Source organism: Pseudomonas sp. AC463, assembly GCF_979253585.1.
Genome location: NZ_CEEDDZ010000840.1, coordinates 1 through 256, shown reverse-complemented (window position 1 = coordinate 256; position 256 = coordinate 1). Strand labels below are relative to the sequence as shown.

The window sequence follows — 256 nt, the reverse complement described above, 5'->3', positions numbered from 1 at the left end:
ATGCGCGGGTGGATGGTGCGCCCTCCGCACCACGCCCGCGGGTTGAGCGCGGTGGGACCCGCGCCTATGTCGCTCCCGATGCGCAGCCGACGCTGCTCTGATCCGGAAAGTCTCCTGAGATGCTGATGTCCAACACCGACCGGCCTGCGCGCCTCCACTATATGGCGAACGGTTTCCGCGTGTTGTCGCCGGGCGATCACGTCGTCTGCGCGGTGACCGGTGCTCGCATCCGGTTGGAGGACCTGCGCTATTGGAG

General features: G+C 67.2%; 1 protein-coding gene. It reads left to right on the top strand.

Translation table 11 applies throughout. The annotated features are described in order from the left end of the window. Positions 1–119: 119 nt before the first annotated feature. Positions 120–256: DUF2093 domain-containing protein (locus AC0IYH_RS32600; protein ID WP_471838490.1), on the top strand; the 137-nt coding region annotated here is incomplete at its 3' end.